At 56.4% G+C, this 3,458-nt stretch carries 2 rRNA genes; both read right to left on the bottom strand.

Going from position 1 to position 3,458, the window contains the following annotated elements:
- Window positions 1–28: 28 nt before the first annotated feature.
- Window positions 29–145 (bottom strand): 5S ribosomal RNA (gene rrf, locus AB0323_RS23845).
- 160 nt (window positions 146–305) lie between these two features.
- Window positions 306–3,444, bottom strand: a 23S ribosomal RNA gene (locus AB0323_RS23840).
- Between the last annotated feature and the right edge of the window lie 14 nt (window positions 3,445–3,458).

The raw sequence follows: 3,458 nt of genomic DNA, 5'->3' as shown, positions 1-3,458 counted from the left end.
GTGTGTCGGGGCCTGGCCGTGAATGGTTGTCCGGCGGTGTCCTACTCTCCCACACCCTCCCGGGTGCAGTACCATCGGCGCTGTGGGTCTTAGCTTCCGGGTTCGGAATGGGACCGGGCGTTTCCCCCACGCTATGACCGCCGTAACCCTGTTACCCGACCCCGCGGGCACCGTGTGGTGCGGGGGTGGGAAGTCTTTGTGGTTACAACTTTGTGGTGTTGGTATTCAGTTATTGGTTGGTTCCGGCGAGCAACGGGTTGTTGTTCGGGAACCACATAGTGGACGCAAGCAGTGATCGTGTTTGTGTGGTGTAAGTTGTCGGCCTATTAGTACCGGTCAGCTTCAACAGTCGTTGGTCCTGTCTTCCACATCCGGCCTATCAACCCAGTGGTCTGGCTGGGGGCCTCTCACACACGAGGTGCATGGAAATCTCATCTTGAAGCGAGCTTCCCGCTTAGATGCTTTCAGCGGTTATCCCATCCGAACGTAGCTAATCAGCGGTGCACTTGGCAGTACAACTGACACACCAGAGGTTCGTCCGTCCCGGTCCTCTCGTACTAAGGACAGCCCTTCTCAAATTTCCTGCGCGCGCAGCGGATAGGGACCGAACTGTCTCACGACGTTCTAAACCCAGCTCGCGTACCGCTTTAATGGGCGAACAGCCCAACCCTTGGGACCTACTCCAGCCCCAGGATGCGACGAGCCGACATCGAGGTGCCAAACCATGCCGTCGATATGGACTCTTGGGCAAGATCAGCCTGTTATCCCCGAGGTACCTTTTATCCGTTGAGCGACGGCCATTCCACAATGTACCGCCGGATCACTAGTCCCGACTTTCGTCCCTGCTTGAGATGTCTCTCTCACAGTCAAGCTCCCTTGTGCACTTACACTCGACACCTGATTGCCAACCAGGCTGAGGGAACCTTTGGGCGCCTCCGTTACTTTTTAGGAGGCAACCGCCCCAGTTAAACTACCCATCAGGCACTGTCCCTGACCCGGATCACGGGCCGAAGTTAGATGTCCAAAGTGACCAGAGTGGTATTTCAACGATGACTCCACCCCCACTGGCGTGAGGGCTTCAACGTCTCCCACCTATCCTACACAAGCCACTCCGAACACCAATACCAAACTATAGTAAAGGTCTCGGGGTCTTTCCGTCCTGCTGCGCGTAACGAGCATCTTTACTCGTACTGCAATTTCGCCGAGTTTATGGTTGAGACAGCGGGGAAGTCGTTACTCCATTCGTGCAGGTCGGAACTTACCCGACAAGGAATTTCGCTACCTTAGGATGGTTATAGTTACCACCGCCGTTTACTGGGGCTTAAATTCTCAGCTTCGCCTTGCGGCTAACCGGTCCTCTTAACCTTCCAGCACCGGGCAGGAGTCAGTCCGTATACATCGTCTTGCGACTTCGCACGGACCTGTGTTTTTAGTAAACAGTCGCTTCCCCCTGGTCTCTGCGGCCCCGATCCCCTCCCACCAGCACGTGGTGTTCAAGGTTGGGGCCCCCCTTCTCCCGAAGTTACGGGGGCATTTTGCCGAGTTCCTTAACCATAATTCTCTCGATCGCCTTGGTATTCTCTACCTGATCACCTGTGTCGGTTTGGGGTACGGGCGGCTGGGACCTCGCGCCGATGCTTTTCTAGGCAGCATAGGATCACCGGATCCCCCCATGACGGGGGTCCCATCAGATCTCAGGCACGTCATCAAAGACACAGCGACGGATTTGCCTATCGCTGACCCTACATCCTTAGACCGGGGCAACCATCGCCCGGCCCGGCTACCTTCCTGCGTCACACCTGTTAATACGCTTACCTCCCGGGATCAGGTCCCGCGCTCGGCCAAAACCCCCACACCACAAGGGTGCTGGGGCAGGCTCCGGGCGGTTAGTATCCCCCGCTTGGCATGGGCGGTCCTTCGCCGGTACGGGAATATCAACCCGTTGTCCATCGACTACGCCTGTCGGCCTCGCCTTAGGTCCCGACTTACCCAGGGCAGATTAGCTTGACCCTGGAACCCTTGATCATTCGGCGGACGGGTTTCTCACCCGTCTTTCGCTACTCATGCCTGCATTCTCACTCGTGTAGGCTCCACCGCTGGTTTACACCGCGACTTCACCGCCCACACGACGCTCCCCTACCACTCCAGACGACTGAACCACGAAGGCTTGTCTACTATCTGAAATCCACAACTTCGGCGGTGTACTTGAGCCCCGCTACATTGTCGGCGCGGAATCACTTGACCAGTGAGCTATTACGCACTCTTTCAAGGATGGCTGCTTCTAAGCCAACCTCCTGGTTGTCTTCGCAACTCCACATCCTTTCCCACTTAGCACACGCTTAGGGGCCTTAGTTGGTGGTCTGGGCTGTTTCCCTCTCGACTATGAAGCTTATCCCCCACAGTCTCACTGCTGCGCTCTCACTTACCGGCATTCGGAGTTTGGCTGACGTCAGTAACCTTGTAGGGCCCATCGGCCATCCAGTAGCTCTACCTCCGGCAAGAAACACGCAACGCTGCACCTAAATGCATTTCGGGGAGAACCAGCTATCACGGAGTTTGATTGGCCTTTCACCCCTACCCACAGCTCATCCCCTCCATTTTCAACTGAAGTGGGTTCGGTCCTCCACGACGTCTTACCGTCGCTTCAACCTGGCCATGGGTAGATCACTCCGCTTCGGGTCTAGATCACGCCACTACACTCGCCCTGTTCAGACTCGCTTTCGCTACGGCTACCCCACACGGGTTAACCTCGCGACGTAACACTAACTCGCAGGCTCATTCTTCAAAAGGCACGCCGTCACCAGAATCAGACTGGCTCCGACGGATTGTAAGCACACGGTTTCAGGTACTGTTTCACTCCCCTCCCGGGGTACTTTTCACCTTTCCCTCACGGTACTGGTCCGCTATCGGTCATTAGGAAGTATTTAGGCTTATCAGGTGGTCCTGACAGATTCACACGGGATTTCTCGGGCCCCGTGCTACTTGGGATCCTCTCCAGGCGGCACACAACATTACGGTTACGGGGCTAACACCCTCTCCGGCCGGCCTTTCAAGACCGTTCACCTATGCTCATGCTCTCACCCCACCGGTCCGGCAGAACCAGTACGGAAAGTCCCACAACCCCGCCCATGCAACGCCCGCCGGCTATCACACATGGAACGGTTTAGCCTCATCCGCGTTCGCTCGCCACTACTAACGGAATCACTCTTGTTTTCTCTTCCTGCGGGTACTGAGATGTTTCACTTCCCCGCGTTCCCCCCACGCACCCTATGTGTTCAGATGCGGGTCACCAGATCACCTCGCAGCGTCTGGCGGGGTTTCCCCATTCGGACATCCTGGGATCACCGTTCGGTTATCAACTCCCCCAGGCTTATCGCAGATTCCTACGTCCTTCTTCGGCTCCTAATGCCAAGGCATCCACCGTGTGCCCTTAAAAACTTGACCACACAAGATCAAAC

It is taken from the genome of Arthrobacter sp. NPDC080031 (assembly GCF_040702485.1).
GTDB lineage: Bacteria > Actinomycetota > Actinomycetes > Actinomycetales > Micrococcaceae > Arthrobacter.
This window is presented reverse-complemented; position numbering and strand designations above follow the sequence as displayed.